Annotated in this window: 13 protein-coding genes; 9 read left to right on the forward strand and 4 right to left on the reverse strand. The window is 44.7% G+C overall.

Annotated elements, in window-relative coordinates:
- Positions 1 to 30 precede the first annotated feature (30 nt).
- From atpG to glmU, 4 genes are all read left to right on the forward strand, one after another.
- Positions 31 to 897 (forward strand): F0F1 ATP synthase subunit gamma, encoded by an 867-nt coding sequence (gene atpG, locus ACQEXU_RS17765; protein WP_367987686.1) that lies wholly within the window; start codon positions 31 to 33, stop codon positions 895 to 897.
- 35 nt (positions 898 to 932) lie between these two features.
- The gene (atpD, locus tag ACQEXU_RS17770; protein ID WP_367987685.1) at positions 933 to 2,336 is read left to right on the forward strand and encodes a F0F1 ATP synthase subunit beta; all 1,404 of its coding nucleotides are present in this window, start codon (positions 933 to 935) and stop codon (positions 2,334 to 2,336) included.
- An 18-nt stretch (positions 2,337 to 2,354) separates the two neighbouring features.
- Complete coding sequence (locus ACQEXU_RS17775) at positions 2,355 to 2,777, forward strand: F0F1 ATP synthase subunit epsilon (protein WP_367987684.1); 423 nt, start codon at positions 2,355 to 2,357, stop codon at positions 2,775 to 2,777.
- Between the two features lie 152 nt (positions 2,778 to 2,929).
- A complete protein-coding gene (glmU, locus tag ACQEXU_RS17780) occupies positions 2,930 to 4,291 on the forward strand; it encodes a bifunctional UDP-N-acetylglucosamine diphosphorylase/glucosamine-1-phosphate N-acetyltransferase GlmU (protein ID WP_367987683.1) in 1,362 nt (453 codons plus the stop codon).
- Between the two features lie 58 nt (positions 4,292 to 4,349).
- Here the strand turns inward: glmU and ACQEXU_RS17785 are convergent, their stop codons facing one another.
- On the reverse strand, positions 4,350 to 5,090 hold the full coding sequence (locus ACQEXU_RS17785) for an amino acid ABC transporter permease (protein ID WP_427011782.1): 741 nt from the start codon (positions 5,088 to 5,090) through the stop codon (positions 4,350 to 4,352).
- A 99-nt stretch (positions 5,091 to 5,189) separates the two neighbouring features.
- Between ACQEXU_RS17785 and ACQEXU_RS17790 the strand changes: the two genes are divergently transcribed.
- Entirely contained in the window at positions 5,190 to 5,966 is a 777-nt protein-coding gene (locus ACQEXU_RS17790) for a transporter substrate-binding domain-containing protein (RefSeq protein ID WP_427011783.1), read from the forward strand.
- 47 nt (positions 5,967 to 6,013) lie between these two features.
- Here ACQEXU_RS17790 and punC read toward each other — a convergent pair whose 3' ends face one another.
- The gene (gene punC, locus ACQEXU_RS17795) at positions 6,014 to 7,216 is read right to left on the reverse strand and encodes a purine nucleoside transporter PunC (RefSeq protein WP_427011784.1); all 1,203 of its coding nucleotides are present in this window, start codon (positions 7,214 to 7,216) and stop codon (positions 6,014 to 6,016) included.
- Between the two features lie 142 nt (positions 7,217 to 7,358).
- Here punC and punR point away from each other — a divergent pair, with 142 nt between their 5' ends.
- Positions 7,359 to 8,270: a DNA-binding transcriptional activator PunR gene (gene punR, locus ACQEXU_RS17800; protein ID WP_427011785.1), complete on the forward strand. Its 912-nt coding sequence runs from the start codon at positions 7,359 to 7,361 to the stop codon at positions 8,268 to 8,270.
- Between the two features lie 48 nt (positions 8,271 to 8,318).
- Here the strand turns inward: punR and fadA are convergent, their stop codons facing one another.
- Positions 8,319 to 9,494 carry an acetyl-CoA C-acyltransferase FadA gene (gene fadA / locus ACQEXU_RS17805; protein WP_427011786.1) on the reverse strand — a complete coding sequence of 392 codons (1,176 nt, stop codon included), beginning with the start codon at positions 9,492 to 9,494 and terminating at the stop codon, positions 8,319 to 8,321.
- Between the two features lie 14 nt (positions 9,495 to 9,508).
- Positions 9,509 to 11,680 (reverse strand): fatty acid oxidation complex subunit alpha FadB, encoded by a 2,172-nt coding sequence (fadB, locus tag ACQEXU_RS17810; RefSeq protein WP_427011787.1) that lies wholly within the window; start codon positions 11,678 to 11,680, stop codon positions 9,509 to 9,511.
- Positions 11,681 to 11,895: 215 nt separating this feature from the next.
- Here fadB and ACQEXU_RS17815 point away from each other — a divergent pair, with 215 nt between their 5' ends.
- From ACQEXU_RS17815 to hemG, 3 genes are read left to right on the forward strand one after another with little or no spacing between them, the layout of a single operon-like run.
- Positions 11,896 to 12,531 (forward strand): YigZ family protein, encoded by a 636-nt coding sequence (locus tag ACQEXU_RS17815; RefSeq protein WP_367987675.1) that lies wholly within the window; start codon positions 11,896 to 11,898, stop codon positions 12,529 to 12,531.
- A 36-nt stretch (positions 12,532 to 12,567) separates the two neighbouring features.
- The gene (locus tag ACQEXU_RS17820; RefSeq protein ID WP_367987673.1) at positions 12,568 to 14,025 is read left to right on the forward strand and encodes a TrkH family potassium uptake protein; all 1,458 of its coding nucleotides are present in this window, start codon (positions 12,568 to 12,570) and stop codon (positions 14,023 to 14,025) included.
- Positions 14,026 to 14,034: 9 nt separating this feature from the next.
- Positions 14,035 to 14,562 carry a menaquinone-dependent protoporphyrinogen IX dehydrogenase gene (hemG, locus tag ACQEXU_RS17825; protein WP_427011788.1) on the forward strand — a complete coding sequence of 176 codons (528 nt, stop codon included), beginning with the start codon at positions 14,035 to 14,037 and terminating at the stop codon, positions 14,560 to 14,562.
- Positions 14,563 to 15,016: the final 454 nt, after the last annotated feature.

A 15,016-nucleotide genomic window follows, 5' to 3' on the forward strand; every position in this document is an offset into this window, starting at 1 on the left:
GTTTCTGCCACCAACTAATGGAGAGTAACGATGGCCGGCGCAAAAGAGATACGTAATAAAATCGGTAGTGTTAAAAGCACGCAGAAAATTACGAAAGCGATGGAAATGGTAGCAGCTTCAAAAATGCGTCGTTCTCAAGATGCAATGGAAGCTTCTCGTCCATACGCTGAAACCATGCGTAAAGTGATCGGTCACGTAGCAAACGCAAACCTAGAGTACCGTCATCCGTACCTAGAAGAGCGTGAAGCGAAGCGAGTTGGTTACATCATCGTTTCTACAGACCGTGGCCTGTGTGGTGGCTTGAACATCAATGTGTTCAAAAAAGCGCTACTCGATATGCAGGCTTGGAAAGAGAAAGGTGCTGAAGTTGAACTGGCATTAGTCGGTTCAAAAGCAACAGGCTTTTTCAAACATAGCGGCGCGAAAGTAGCTGCTCAGGTTTCTGGTCTGGGCGATAGCCCAAGCTTAGAAGACCTAATCGGTTCTGTTAGCGTAATGCTGAAGAAATACGATGAAGGTGAATTGGACCGTCTATACGTAGTGTTTAATAAGTTTGTGAACACTATGGTTCAACAACCAACGATCGATCAATTGCTACCTTTGCCTAAATCGGACAGCGAAGAAATGCAGCGTGAGCATTCATGGGACTACATCTATGAACCTGAACCAAAACCTCTACTAGATACACTTCTAGTGCGTTATGTAGAGTCTCAGGTCTACCAAGGTGTAGTTGAGAACCTTGCTTGTGAGCAAGCGGCTCGAATGATTGCGATGAAGGCTGCAACAGATAATGCAACCAACTTGATTGAAGATCTAGAACTTGTGTACAACAAAGCCCGTCAGGCTGCGATCACACAAGAACTATCGGAAATCGTTGGTGGTGCATCTGCGGTTTAAGCTTAGGTAAAACGAAATAGTTTAGAGGATTAACGATGGCTACAGGTAAGATCGTACAGATCATCGGTGCGGTAGTCGACGTAGAGTTCCCACAGAGCGAAGTACCTAGTGTATATGACGCTCTAAACGTTACAGAATCAAAAGAGCGTCTAGTTCTTGAGGTTCAACAACAGCTAGGCGGTGGCGTAGTTCGTTGTATCGTAATGGGTAGCTCTGATGGTTTACGTCGTGGCGTTGAAGTGGTTAACACAGGCGCTCCAATTTCAGTACCAGTAGGTACTAAGACCCTAGGTCGTATCATGAACGTTCTAGGTGACGCAATTGACGAGTGTGGTGATATCGGTGCGGAAGAGACTTACTCTATCCACCGTGAAGCACCAAGCTACGAAGAGCAATCAAACGAGATCGCTCTACTAGAGACTGGCGTTAAAGTAATCGACTTAGTTTGTCCATTCGCTAAGGGTGGTAAAATTGGTCTATTCGGTGGTGCTGGTGTAGGTAAGACCGTCAACATGATGGAACTTATCAACAACATCGCACTTCAGCACTCTGGTCTATCAGTATTTGCTGGTGTAGGTGAGCGTACTCGTGAAGGTAACGATTTCTACTTCGAGATGCAGGAAGCGGGCGTTGTAAACGTTGAGAATCCTGAAGAATCAAAAGTAGCGATGGTTTATGGTCAGATGAACGAGCCACCAGGTAACCGTCTACGTGTTGCACTGACTGGCCTAACAATGGCTGAGAAGTTCCGTGACGAAGGTCGTGACGTTCTGCTGTTTGTTGATAACATCTACCGTTACACACTTGCAGGTACAGAGGTATCAGCACTGCTAGGTCGTATGCCTTCAGCGGTAGGTTACCAGCCAACTCTTGCAGAAGAGATGGGTGTACTACAGGAGCGTATCACGTCAACGAAATCTGGTTCTATCACGTCTGTACAGGCAGTATACGTACCTGCGGATGACTTGACTGACCCGTCTCCAGCAACTACGTTCGCACACTTGGATGCAACGGTTGTACTTAACCGTAACATCGCAGCAATGGGTCTATACCCAGCGATTGACCCACTAGATTCAACATCTCGTATGCTTGATCCTCTAGTGGTTGGTCAAGAGCACTACGACACAGCTCGTGGCGTTCAACAGACACTTCAGCGTTACAAAGAGCTGAAAGATATCATCGCGATCCTAGGTATGGACGAGCTATCTGAAGAAGATAAGCAAGTTGTATCTCGTGCACGTAAGATTGAGCGTTTCCTAACTCAGCCTTACCACGTAGCGGAAGTATTTACAGGTGACCCAGGCGTTTACGTACCTCTTAAAGAGACACTACGTGGCTTTAAAGGTCTACTAGCTGGTGAATACGATGACATTCCAGAGCAAGCGTTTATGTACTGCGGTACGATTGACGATGCTATCGAGAATGCGAAGAAGCTATAAGGCTAACTAGGAGGCGATATGGCAGCAATAACCTTTCACCTAGACGTAGTGAGCGCAGAGAAGAAAATTTTCTCAGGCCGCGTTGAGACGTTTCAGGTGACCGGTAGCGAAGGTGAGCTTGGAATTTTCCACGGTCACACACCGCTGCTGACCGCTATCAAGCCTGGTATGGTGCGTATTGTTAAGCAACACGGCCACGAAGAAATTATTTATGTTTCTGGTGGTATGGTCGAAGTTCAGCCGGGTACTGCTACAGTACTGGCTGATACAGCGATTCGTGGTGAAGAACTGGACGCAGCTAAGGCTGAAGAAGCCAAACGTCGTGCTGAAGAAAATATTCAGAATCAGCATGGTGATATGGACTTCGCGCAAGCGGCTAGTGAACTGGCTAAAGCTATTGCTCAGCTACGTGTTATCGAGCTGACTAAAAAACGTCGCTAGTTAATAGTAGCGTTTTAAAAATGATAAAGGCGGTCTTTTGACCGCCTTTTTGCTTATTTTTTAACAGAAATTTTTTTGTTGGGGTTAATTCCCTTAGCTAACCTAGATAGAATACTTCCAATTTTCCGATTTCAATATTTATTAGGATTGTTATGAAATTTAGCGCTGTCATTCTGGCCGCGGGTAAAGGTACCCGCATGTATTCTAATATGCCTAAAGTTCTGCATACGCTCGCAGGAAAACCGATGGCAAAACATGTGATTGATACATGCGCTGGATTAGGTGCTCAGAATATCCATCTTGTGTATGGCCATGGTGGTGAGCAAATGCAATCTGTATTAGCTAATGAACCAGTGAATTGGGTACTACAGGCTGAGCAATTGGGCACAGGACACGCTGTTGATCAAGCTTCTGCTCAGTTTGAAGATGATGAAAAGATTTTAGTGCTTTACGGCGATGTACCACTTATTTCTGAAGAAACGATTGAGAGTCTTCTTGATGCTAAACCTGAAGGTGGTATCGCACTGCTAACGGTTGTTATGGATAACCCAACAGGTTATGGCCGTATTGTTCGTCGTAACGGTCCTGTTGTTGCTATCGTTGAGCAAAAAGACGCAACGGAAGAACAAAAGCTAATTAAAGAAATTAACACCGGTGTGATGGTCGCACGTGGTGAAGATTTACGCCGTTGGTTATCAAACCTTAACAACAATAATGCGCAAGGTGAGTACTACTTAACTGACGTTATTGCAGCAGCGCACGCAGAAGGCCGCGCCGTAGAAGCGGTTCACCCTGTGAATCCTATTGAAGTTGAAGGGGTTAATGACCGCTCACAACTTGCTCGTTTAGAGCGCGCATTCCAATCGATGCAAGCACAAAAACTGCTAGAGCAAGGTGTGATGCTGCGCGATCCTGCACGCTTTGATCTTCGTGGACAACTACAGTGTGGTATGGACTGCGAAATTGATGCCAATGTTATCATTGAAGGTAAAGTTACATTAGGTGATTACGTTCGTATTGGTGCTGGCTGTGTTTTAAAAGATTGTGAGATTGACGATAATACTATCGTTCGTCCATACAGTGTAATTGAAGGTGCGACCGTTGGTGAAGAATGTACGGTTGGTCCATTTACGCGCTTACGCCCAGGCGCAGAGATGTGTAATGACTCTCATGTAGGCAACTTCGTGGAAGTAAAAAATGCGCGTATTGGTGAAGGCTCAAAAGCGAACCACCTTACTTACCTAGGTGATGCTGAGATCGGTCAACGTACGAACATTGGTGCCGGTACGATTACCTGTAACTATGATGGTGCAAACAAGTTCAAAACCATCATAGGTAATGACGTATTTGTTGGTTCTGATAGCCAACTTGTCGCACCTGTGACAATTGCTGATGGCGCAACAGTTGGTGCTGGTACCACATTGACCAAAGACGTAGCAGAAGGTGAGTTAGTGATCACTCGTGCACAAGAGCGCAAGATCACTGGCTGGCAACGTCCAGTAAAACAGAAATAAGACTAGTTAATCGATAATTTAAAGCCGCTCATTATGAGCGGCTTTATTCTTTTGAGGCCTAATAACTCGGTACAGCGATACGTTTTTCCAGCCATCGCACTGCTTGAGATACCAGTAAAATAAGCAGTAGGTACTCGAGAACTAAGAAAGTATATATCTCCAGCGGTAAGTACTCATTCACGACCAATTCATTAGCTCGCCTGGTTAGATCGCTTAAACCAATCACGCTGACCAGTGAACTCATTTTGAGAATATAAACAAATTGGTTGCCCAGTGGTGGCAAGATTTGGCGAAATGCTTGTGGAAGAATCACCAAACGCATTTTTTGCCAATAATTTAAGCCGAGAGACTCTGCTGCTTCGTGTTGTCCACGACTGATGGCTTGAATGCCTCCTCTGAATACCTCTGCCATAAATGCACTTTCTGCAATTGTTAATGCGATCACACCTGCCCAAAAGTGATTGAGGGACACATCAAGTAGCGTTGGCATACCGTAATACACCCAAAGCAGTAAAACCAAAACAGGGATAGAACGTATCACCTCAACATAAATGCGGTTGACCCATTTCAATGCTGGATAGTCAGACAGCGCGGGGAGGGCGACGAACAAGCCAATCATCATCGCAAACAGCATGCTGAGTAAAGACACTTGGATTGTGTCATTAAAACCAGCGATCAGAAATTTAATATTGGTGAGTCCTTGCTCTGTGGAAGGATCAAGCACATACCAACCCCAGTGATAATCGGAACACCCAGTTATCAATAAAAGTGAAATTAGCCAGAAATAACGATAGTTCACACAACACCCTGTCTTTGCTAATAATTGTTCCTTGTTGCTGCTATGTTATCAGTGTTATGACCTAATTTGTTATATGGAATGGATACATAAGGAAAAACAATGAAAAAAATCTTAGTTGTGCTAGGCCTGTCTTTGCTTGCTGTTTGCCAGGTTGCGAATGCCCAAAGTCGTTTACATGAAATTTTGGATACAGGAGTGCTTAGAGTTGGGACGACGGGAGATTGGAACCCGATGACAATGAAAGATCCCGCTACCAATAGCTATCGTGGGTTTGATATTGATGTCACGACTGAACTAGCGAAAGATCTGGGGGTAAAAGTTGAATATGTTGCAACAGACTGGAAAACACTGGTGAATGGCATTACAGCCAATAAATACGACATTACCGGTAGTGCGTCTTTGAATATGTCTCGAGCTAAGGTTGCGGGTTACAGTCAGCCGTATTTCTATCTCGCCTTTGTACCCGTAGTGCAAAAGAAAGACTTAGCGAAATTCTCTGATTGGACAGACTTTGACAAGCCTGACGTAAAAGTTGCTGCTACGCTGGGTACGGTTCAAGAGAAGTTGGTCAAAGACTTCTTTCCATCTGCGCAGCATATTGTGATTGAAGCGCCAGCACGTGACTTCCAAGAATTGCTAGCTCGCCGTGCAGACGTATCGGTAACATCAAACGTAGAGGCGGCCACGCTGGTTGAGAAGTTTAAACAGTTGGCGATTGTTCCAGTGAAAGAGCCGCGTAAGCCAACACCCATTGCGATGCTGTTACCTCAAGATGACCAAGTATGGATTAACTATATCAACCATTGGGTTGAGCTAAAGAAAACACAGGGGTTCTTTAAGCAAACTGCAGAAAAATGGGGACTGAAAAGTTTGTAATCACTTACTAGAGTGAGAGCCGCATTGTGCGGCTCTCACTGTTTTAGCTATTCGTCGCTGACAACTCGTGAATTGTCTGGCGTGGTAAAGTGCTGCGATAGTTCTCGGTTTGATACGATATAACCAATCCATAAACCGCCCATGCAAATAACAATTGCGATACCTGTCACCGCCTGAGCTTGGCTGGCTAACATTGCAACCAGCGCACTAGAAAGGCTACTGACACATATTTGTAAGCTATTTTGCAGACCAGCAGCGGTTGCCGGGCTCTGCTTTGCACTGGAGAGTGCGCGGTTGACAACTATGGGATACAAAGCACCATTGGCAACGGCTATTAGGCAAAATGGAGCAAGTATTGGCCAAATTGAGGTTAACTGCCATTGTGAAGCAATAAAAATCAGCAGGGCAGCAACACTGAACAACCCAATCAATTGGCGCAGTACCTTTTCATCACCAAATTTACCAACACACACTTTCCCTAAGTAGCCACCAACCATGAATGCAATGGTTTGTGGAATAAAGCTCATACCTATATCTGCGGGTGAATAACCCAATTGAGCCATGATCTCTGGCATTCCGGTTAGATAGGCAAAAAATGCTGCAGAAGCAGTAGCAAACATCATCACATTACCAAGATAAGCTTTGGATGATAAAAGTCCTTTGATGTCATGCTTAACCGAAGTTTGCTTACTTTCAATTTGCTCCTTGGGTTGAACCATGGTCGCAGCAGCTAACACAATACCTACGATACTTAAGCAAACAAAAATACTGTGCCAACCAAAATTGTTAGCCAACACGACTCCTAACTGTGGAGCGAGCGCTGGTGAAAGAGCAACCAATGGCATAATGGTGGCAAAAATTTGTTGGCTGATCTTCGCTTCATAACGTTTGATCACCATTGCTTGCCAGATCACTGCAGGGGCACATACACCGATCGCTTGAATGAAGCGCAGTAGTAGCAACTGCCATACTTGGTCGCTAAATGCGAGTCCGGCTGAAGCGAAGGTGAATACTGCCATACCGACAATTAACGTATTTCTATGGCCAAATCGGTCAGAAGCCAGTCCCCATAAGAGTTGTCCACTGGCCATACCGACAAGAAAAACAGTTAATGAGAGAGCAATTTGTTCTGGACCAGTAGCAAAATCCGCTTCCATTGCCTTAAATGCTGGTAAATACATATCTGTAGCAACAAAGCCCAACATAGATAACGCAGCAAGATAAAAAAGTTGTAATTTGGATACTTTCATAGCAATTCCGTTGAAATTAATTCATAGATAGATCTGTGTTGGCGCCAACCTTTTTATTTGGGTTGTTATTCTATTTTTCGCTTTCGATAAAATGAAACGTTATTATTTGTAGTTATCTATCAAATTTTTTGAAAGGTTATATGTGAGTGTATTTTCCAAATCTTCGTTAGAGATGATCGACACTATTGCCCGAGTTGAGAGTTTTTCTGCTGCGGCAGAGGTACTTCACAAAGTACCTTCCGCGATCAGCTATAGCGTGCGGCAAATTGAACAAGAGCTGGATGTAGTGTTGTTTCGCCGCTTACCCCGCAAAGTTGAGCTTACTCCTGCGGGAGAGTTATTCCTCAAGCAGGCGCGTGCGATGTTACGCCAAATGGAAGAAGTGAAAGCACAAACGCGTCGTGCGGCACATGGATGGCAGAAAACGTTGCGCTTAACATTAGATAATGTTGTGAAGCTCGATAAGATGAAGCCGTTGATCGAAGCTTTTTATCAAACCTTTGATCATGCTGAATTACAGATCAACATGGAAGTGTTCAATGGATCTTGGGAAGCGATCGCGCAAGGTCGGGCTGATATTGTCATTGGTGCCACCTCTGCAATCCCTGTAGGTGGTGATTTTGAAGTCAAAGAGATGGGAACATTGGACTGGGCATTTGTAATGTCTCCTAGTCATCCATGCGTGAAAGAGCAGTGTTTGACGGAGTCATTTGTGAGCCAGTTTCCAGCCATTTGTCTTGATGATACTTCAAATATATTGCCAAAAAGACACACGGTGCATTACCCCAAGCAACGCCGATTGCTGTTACCAAATTGGTACAGCGCAATAGAATGCTTGAAGAATGGTGTTGGGGTCGGCTATATGCCGAGTCACATTGCCCAACCACTGATTACTGAAGGCGTGCTGGTGGAAAAGGTTTTGGAAGAGGAAAAACCGCTGAGCCAATGTTGCTTAGTGTGGCGAAAAGATGAAAACCATAAGATGATCCAATGGATGGTTGACTACCTAGGATCCAGTGATCAACTTTATCAAGATTGGTTGAAAGTTAAATGATCCAACAAAAAGCGCTAGCATTGCTAGCGCTTTGATCTTTATTGTGGATCATGGTCGTTCAAATACGGTCGCAATACCCTGGCCTAAACCGATACACATGGTTGCCAGACCGTATTTCGCGTCTTTCGCTTCCATAAGGTTGATTAACGTTGTTGAGATACGTGATCCAGAACAGCCAAGCGGGTGACCCAATGCAATCGCACCACCGTTAAGGTTGACCTTCTCATCCATAACATCAAGCAGACCCAAGTCTTTAGCACATGGTAGAGATTGCGCGGCAAATGCTTCGTTTAGCTCAACCACATCCATGTCTTCAATTGAAAGACCAGCTCGCTTGAGCGCTTTTTGCGTCGCAGGTACAGGACCGTAACCCATAATGGAAGGATCGCAGCCCGCAATGGCCATGCCTTTAATGCGTGCACGAATCTTCAAACCAAGTTCATTGGCTTTCTCTTCGCTCATGATCAACATCGCTGATGCGCCATCAGACAGCGCTGATGATGTACCAGCTGTGACTGTGCCGTTGGCTGGGTCGAAAACAGGACGAAGTTGAGACAGACCGTCAACGGATGTTTCAGGGCGAATGACTTCATCGTAATCCAGAGTGAACAGCGTGCCGTCAGCCGCATGACCTTCAATTGGCAGGATTTCGTTTTTAAAACGGCCTTCTACGGTTGCAGCATGTGCACGAGCATGAGAACGCGCAGCAAATTCGTCTTGTTGTTCACGGCTAATGCCATGCAGCTTACCAAGCATCTCAGCCGTTAAGCCCATCATGCCTGCTGCTTTTGCAACCGTCTTTGACATGCCAGGGTGGAAGTCCACTCCGTGGTTCATTGGTACGTGTCCCATGTGCTCAACGCCACCAATTAGGCAGATTTCAGCATCACCCGTCATGATGGCACGTGTACCGTCGTGAAGCGCTTGCATGGATGAACCACACAGGCGGTTAACCGTCACGGCGCCAATCTCAATTGGCAGACCAGCAAGTAGCGCAGCATTACGTGCAACGTTAAAGCCTTGTTCTAGGGTTTGTTGTACACAGCCCCAGTAGATATCTTCAATCTCGCTTGGGTTCACCTGCGGGTTACGCGCAAGGATACCCTTCATTAGGCGCGCGGATAGATCTTCTGCTCGTGTATGACGGAAAGCACCACCTTTAGAGCGACCCATTGGCGTACGTAGACAATCGACTACGACAACATTTCTTGTTTGATTAGTCATTTTAGAATCCCTCCTTAGATAGAACCTTGCTGTTGTGCACCGTAAAAGCTTTCACCTTTCGCCGCCATATCAATCAGCATCTGTGGTACTTGGTACATAGCACCAAGCTCTGAGTATTGTTTTGCCATTGCAACAAACTCAGCAATACCTACGCTATCTAGGTAGCGGAATACGCCGCCGCGGAATGGAGGGAAACCAAGACCGTAAACCAATGCCATATCCGCTTCTTGTGGAGTGGCAATGATGCCTTCTTGTAGACACAGTACCACTTCGTTGATCATTGGAATCATCATACGTTGAATGATGGTTTGATCGTCAAAGTCCTGCTTATCGGCACAAACGTCAGCGAGCACCGGCAAGATCTCTTCAGAGAAGGTTTTCTTCGGCTTACCTTTTCTATCTATGGTGTAGCTGTAGAAGCCACTGCCATTCTTCTGACCGTATTTGCTTGCTTCGAATAGTGCATCGATCGCGTCACGACCTTGTTTACCCATACGCTCTGGGAAACCCTGTGCCATAACGGCTTGTGCGTGGTGAGCTGTATCAATACCAACGACATCGAGCAAGTATGCAGGTCCCATCGGCCAGCCAAACTTACGTTCCATGACTTTGTCGATTTTCGTAAAGTCCGCGCCATCACGAAGTAGCATGCTGAAGCCACCAAAGTATGGGAACAATACGCGGTTTACAAAGAACCCAGGGCAGTCATTAACGACAATTGGTGATTTGCCCATTTTCGCTGCGTACGCAACAACACGATTGATGGTTTCATCAGAGGTATGTTCACCACGGATGATCTCAACAAGGGGCATGCGGTGCACTGGGTTGAAGAAGTGCATGCCACAGAAGTTTTCTGGGCGTTTTAGCGATTTCGCTAATAGATTGATTGGAATCGTCGAGGTGTTTGAGGTGATAACCGTGTCTTCACCGACATGTGATTCGACTTCACTCAGCACTGCTGCTTTTACTTTCGGGTTTTCTACTACGGCTTCAACAATCACGTCTGATTCTTCGATGCCAGCGTAATGTAGGCTTGGTGTGATAGACGCTAAAATACCAGCCATCTTAAAGCCATCAATGCGACCACGAGATAAGCGTTTGTTTAGCAGCTTAGATGCTTCAGTCATGCCTAAATCGAGTGAAGGTTGCGCGATGTCTTTCATTAACACCGGTACGCCTTTTAATGCAGATTGGTAGGCGATGCCACCGCCCATAATGCCCGCACCAAGCACTGCCGCACGTTGCGTGTCTTTACTCGCTGACTTAGCTGATTTTTTAGCAAGTCCTTTAATGTATTGGTCGTTAAGGAACAAACCAACCAGTGATTTTGCTTCTTCAGACTTAGCCAGTTTTACGAAGTGTTTACGTTCAATGTCGAGTGCTTCGTTACGAGCAAAGCGAGCGCCTTCTTCAATAGTAATAACGGCTGTCATTGGAGCTGGGTAATGAGGACCGGCTTTTTGTGCCACCAGACCCTTCGCCATGGTAAAGCTCATCATTGATTCAAGCTTACTTAGCGTCAGTGGTGACGTTTTTTGCTTGCGACGAGCTTGCCAATCTAGTTTTTCGTAGATTGCCGATGTCAGTGTTTGTAGTGCTGACTCGTAAAGTGCGTCGCTATCGACAACCGCATCCAGAAGACCAATTTTTAATGCCTCATCCGCACGACACGCTTTACCTTGAGTGATCACTTCCATTGCGCTGTCTGCGCCAATAACACGTGGTAGACGTACACAACCACCAAAGCCAGGCATGATACCCAGTTTTGTTTCTGGTAGACCGATGCTGGTGGTCTTGTCACCAATTCGCATATCAGTTGCAAGTACACACTCACAACCGCCACCTAACGTGTGACCTTTAAGCACCGAAATCGTCGGGACAGGCAAGTCTTCCAGCTTGTTAAAGATGCTGTTAGCAAATTGCAGCCACTGATCGAGCTCAGCGTCTGTCTTGGCGAAAAGACCTAAAAATTCGGTGATGTCTGCACCAACAATAAAGCTTTCTTTGTCTGAAGTAAGAAGGAGCCCTTTTAAGCCTGAATGGTCTTTGAGTGCGTCAAGCGCGTTGTTGAGTGATTCAAGAGTGGCCAAGTCCAGTTTGTTAACTGAGTTGGGAGAGCAGAAGCTGAGCTCGGCGATACCATCTTGTACTTCCTTTACCTGTAGGGTGTTAGCTTGGTAAATCATTGTTTATCTCCGTGACCTACAATGTGTCATTGTGTCTTGGTAAGTCGTTTTATTTTTATTCTGGTTAGACCAGTCGTTCTAGTGTGGACCTCGGATTGTATATTTTCAATACATTTTTTAAACAAGTGTTTAACATTGTGCATTAAAACATGTCATCGCGTTTTTTTTGCTTGGTCGTGATACACTGACTTTTCTGTGAAAAAACAACTGCTCTCATGAATGAACTTCCTTATCTAATACCCGCTAGTGAAATCACTTTTGAAGAAGAAATTAAAAAGAGTGTCTTTATTACCCACTTAGCCCATACGCCAACTATTGAGTCTGCGAAGGCTTATGTGGAATGCATAAAACAGAAGCACAATGCGGCACGACATAATTGCTGGGGCTTTGTAGCTGGGCGTCCTGAAGATTCAATGAAGTGGGGTTTTAGTGATGATGGTGAGCCGTCAGGAACTGCGGGTAAGCCTATTTTGGCACAACTATCGGGTTCTGGAGTTGGTGAGATCACCGCGGTGGTAACCCGTTATTCTGGCGGTATTAAGCTCGGAACAGGTGGTTTAGTTAAAGCGTATGGTGGAGGAGTACAACAAGCTCTCAAGCTGCTTCAAACTATCGAGAAAAAAATAACCACAATATTGCGAGTAGAGTTAGACTATGGCTTTATGCCCATCGCTCAATCCCTTTTTACTCAGTTTGATGCCAATGAAGTGCAAGCAGAGTACAGTGATCAAGTGGTTTTGTTGCTCGAGATTGAAGTGCGTCAAGTGGACGCGTTTACTCAAATGATGGTCAATAAGAGTGGAGCAAAAGTCTTGATAACTCCACTGGACGGAACAAACAATAAGAAATAGGAAGTCTGAAGCGTTGCTTCATTAGTCGAGCAATCCATGCAATTTCGTTCAATTATTCGAATCGTTGGTCTTCTGTTGGCCCTTTTCAGCGTGACCATGTTGGCCCCGGCGTTAGTCGCACTTATCTATCGAGATGGTGCGGGTGTCCCTTTTGTGACCACGTTTTTTGTACTCCTTTTTTGTGGTGCACTATGCTGGTTCCCCAATCGCCATCATAAACACGAACTTAAAGCTCGGGATGGCTTTCTTATCGTGGTTTTATTTTGGACGGTACTAGGCAGTGCGGGCTCATTACCTTTTTTAATCGCAGATAACCCGAGTATTTCGGTTACTGATGCCTTTTTTGAGTCTTTCTCAGCATTAACAACCACAGGGGCAACGGTTATCGTTGGCCTTGATGAGCTTCCTAAAGCCATTCTCTTTTATCGTCAGCTACTTCAGTGGTTCGGTGGTATGGGGATCATCGTATTGGCTGTCGCAATTCTTCCTGTATTAGGGATCGGGGGAATGCAGTTATATCGCGCAGAAATTCCAGGGCCAGTTAAAGATTCCAAGATGACGCCTAGAATTGCGGAAACCGCAAAAGCGCTTTGGTATATCTACCTGAGTTTAACCATTGCATGTGCAACCGCATTTTGGCTTGCAGGAATGACGCCATTTGATGCAATTAGCCATAGCTTTTCGACAATCGCGATTGGCGGTTTCTCAACTCATGATGCCAGCATGGGATATTTTGATAGCTATGCGATTAACATGATCACCGTAGTCTTCTTACTTATTTCTGCATGTAATTACTCACTTCACTTTGCCGCCTTTGCCTCTGGTGGTGTTCATCCTAAGTACTATTGGAAAGATCCGGAATTTCGTGCCTTTATCTTTATTCAGGTTTTGTTATTTGTAGTGTGCTTCCTTGTTTTACTGAATCATCACTCTTACCAGTCGACTTATGACGCATTTGATCAGGCGTTATTCCAAACCGTATCGATATCAACAACCGCCGGTTTTACCACTACAGGTTTTTCTGAATGGCCGATCTTCTTACCGGTATTATTGCTATTTTCTTCTTTTATTGGTGGTTGTGCTGGTTCTACCGGTGGTGGAATGAAGGTAATACGAATATTACTTCTTACACTCCAAGGTGCTCGTGAGTTAAAACGGCTGGTTCACCCTAGAGCTGTCTATACGATTAAAGTTGGTGGTACTGCACTATCACAACGTGTCGTTGATGCTGTATGGGGATTCTTCTCTGCTTATGCGTTGGTATTTGTTGCCTGCATGCTAGCGCTAATTGCAACAGGAATGGATGAGTTAAGCGCATTCTCTGCTGTTGCAGCCACCTTAAATAACTTAGGCCCTGGGTTGGGAGAAGTGGCTTTACATTTTGGAGAAGTCAATGATAAAGCCAAATGGGTACTAATCGTCTCGATGTTGTTTGGTCGTTTAGAGATATTTACATTATTAATTCTACTTACGCCTACTTTTTGGCGGAGTTGAGGGGAAATTGTGTCAAAGGCTTTGTTTTTGTATTCAACCAGTGAAGGACAAACTAAGAAAATCCTTCTTTATATAGAGAAAGAGCTACCAGATTATCAATGTGACATAGTTAATTTGAATGAAGTGACTGATGTTGACTTTAACCAATATGACAAAGTGATGATTGGCGCCTCCATTCGTTACGGCAAGCTTAATAAAAAGCTCTATCAATTTATCCATTCAAACCTGGCTCAGTTAAAACGTGCAAAAGTAGCTTTCTTTTGTGTCAATCTAACGGCAAGAAAAGAAGATCAAGGAAAAGATACGCCAGAGGGTAGTGTTTACATTAAAACATTTTTGAAAAAATCACCTTGGCAGCCAGAAATGATCGGTGTTTTTGCGGGGGCGCTTTATTACCCAAGGTACCGTTGGTTCGATAAAATGATGATTCGCCTTATTATGACTATGACGGGTGGAGAGACTGATACAACAAAAGAAGTGGAATATACTAATTGGAAAAAAGTGGCTCTATTTGCTGAAAAATTCAAAAATTGGTGAAGATGACAGCGAGTTTTTATCCTTTTAGCTTAATTTCTGTCCTAACGATAGAAAAGTGTCTTTTTTTTCGAAAAAAGGGTTGCCAATATAATCTCGATCTCTATAATGCCCCCTCGCTGACACGGCAATACTTCGAAAGAAACGAAAGCCAAGCCAGCAGGTCAATTAGCCAAGCGGAAACGCTTGATAAAAAGTTTGAAAAAAGTGGTTGACACTAAACTTTATCTCGCTAAAATGGCCGTCCACTTGAGCGAGGCTCAAATGGAAAGCTCTTTAACAATATAAACCTATCAATCTGTGTGGGCACTCGTTGATGATAATCCAATTAGAAGCTTCAGCTTCAAATTAGGTTTCAATGAAACGAAGTGACCATTGAGTCGAAAGATTCAGCACAGTCAATTCAAACATTACTTATGTAATGTTCAGTATTCATTGAGCCGACAAAATCTTAAAT

Source organism: Vibrio sp. TRT 21S02, assembly GCF_050113675.1.
Classification (GTDB): Bacteria; Pseudomonadota; Gammaproteobacteria; order Enterobacterales; family Vibrionaceae; genus Vibrio.

Excerpts from the sequence above, each read along its gene's own strand:
- ACQEXU_RS17820 (WP_367987673.1), top strand. The coding sequence starts at position 12,568 with ATGCAATTTCGTTCAATTATTCGAATCGTTGGTCTTCTGTTGGCCCTT.
- fadA (WP_427011786.1), bottom strand. The coding sequence starts at position 9,494 with ATGACTAATCAAACAAGAAATGTTGTCGTAGTCGATTGTCTACGTACG.
- atpG (WP_367987686.1), top strand. The coding sequence starts at position 31 with ATGGCCGGCGCAAAAGAGATACGTAATAAAATCGGTAGTGTTAAAAGC.
- ACQEXU_RS17790 (WP_427011783.1), top strand. The coding sequence starts at position 5,190 with ATGAAAAAAATCTTAGTTGTGCTAGGCCTGTCTTTGCTTGCTGTTTGC.
- atpD (WP_367987685.1), top strand. The coding sequence starts at position 933 with ATGGCTACAGGTAAGATCGTACAGATCATCGGTGCGGTAGTCGACGTA.
- ACQEXU_RS17815 (WP_367987675.1), top strand. The coding sequence starts at position 11,896 with ATGAATGAACTTCCTTATCTAATACCCGCTAGTGAAATCACTTTTGAA.
- ACQEXU_RS17775 (WP_367987684.1), top strand. The coding sequence starts at position 2,355 with ATGGCAGCAATAACCTTTCACCTAGACGTAGTGAGCGCAGAGAAGAAA.
- punC (WP_427011784.1), bottom strand. The coding sequence starts at position 7,216 with ATGAAAGTATCCAAATTACAACTTTTTTATCTTGCTGCGTTATCTATG.
- fadB (WP_427011787.1), bottom strand. The coding sequence starts at position 11,680 with ATGATTTACCAAGCTAACACCCTACAGGTAAAGGAAGTACAAGATGGT.
- glmU (WP_367987683.1), top strand. The coding sequence starts at position 2,930 with ATGAAATTTAGCGCTGTCATTCTGGCCGCGGGTAAAGGTACCCGCATG.